Source organism: Komagataeibacter sp. SM21 (assembly GCF_041402665.1).
Taxonomy (GTDB): domain Bacteria; phylum Pseudomonadota; class Alphaproteobacteria; order Acetobacterales; family Acetobacteraceae; genus Komagataeibacter; species Komagataeibacter saccharivorans.
The window spans coordinates 1-1,026 of record NZ_JBGLOV010000078.1; the positions used below are offsets into that span (position 1 = coordinate 1).

Sequence of the window (1,026 nt, forward strand, 5' to 3'; positions counted from 1 at the left end):
GAAATGACATGGGCGGGCTGGCGTTACAGCGCGGCGCGCGAGGAATGGAGCGTGGTTGTGACAGCGGGGACCGATGACCTACGCCATGCGGAGTGGGCGCGGTTCAAGGCAGCATGGAATGGTCGGGCACCGGAACCGCCCGCCCCACCGGCCTGCCCCTGTGAGTGAATGGCGACGTGTTTTTATTCTCCCTGTTGCCTGCCCTGCGCCGTCCGCGCGGTCAGGTCCGAAGCATCCTGAACAAGCCCGGCGGTCATGCGTATGGGGCGAGGCGGCGCCTTGCGCCATACGCATGACCGTCGGAGCGCGGCGAGGGTTGCGCAGCCGCGCGAGCGTGGCCGTAGGCCGACTTGACGGCGCGGACGGCGCTACCCACGCTGGACCATGGCGTACGCGCTGCACAAATAATAAGAAAGGCGACCCGTGGGGCCGCCTCTGCATGGTAGATCGTTTAAAGGGATTTGCGTAGTCGGGCCAGCCGGTCGGCGATCGGCCCAAGCGCTACCGCCACGATTCCAGTGAACAGGCAGAAGGGGACGGCAATCGTAAGGATGGAATGGGTCAGGTCCATGTTTCAGTCCTCCTTTGTGTCATTATACGGGATATAGAGCAGGAAAAGCAAAGAAACGATTTCGAGGACCACAGCCGCACAGAGCGCCAGCCCTGCCCGATGAGGCTGAAAGACTCCGGCCCCGGCGAAAAACGGCGTTATCAGGCCCACCCCGACGATGCCAATGGCGACATTCTGAAAAACCGTTGCAGCGGCCTTGAGCCTGTCTTCCCTGTGCTTTGGCGTCTGGGGAGGTGGAAGGATTGCCCGCAGAATACGGCGGGCTGTGGAATGGGCATTCGGCATTTTGTGTCCATTTTGGCACGGAAGGGATGCCGGGCCATCTGGCCCGGCTGACTGGATCAGAAGCCCAGCGCGTCATTCCTGAGCGCCGCCGCCTGTTCCGAGACGCTACGGCTGTTTTTGGCCACGTAAGGCTGCCACGCCTGCCCCATCAGTTCTTCATATGCGGCGCA

The 1,026-nt window shown here is 62.5% G+C and carries 1 protein-coding gene; it reads right to left on the reverse strand.

Annotated features, from left to right (window positions below; genetic code table 11):
• Nucleotides 1-574 precede the first annotated feature (574 nt).
• Nucleotides 575-856, reverse strand: a complete 282-nt coding sequence (locus tag ACBR42_RS17120; RefSeq protein WP_371208841.1) for a hypothetical protein — start codon at nucleotides 854-856, stop codon at nucleotides 575-577.
• Nucleotides 857-1,026 lie beyond the last annotated feature (170 nt).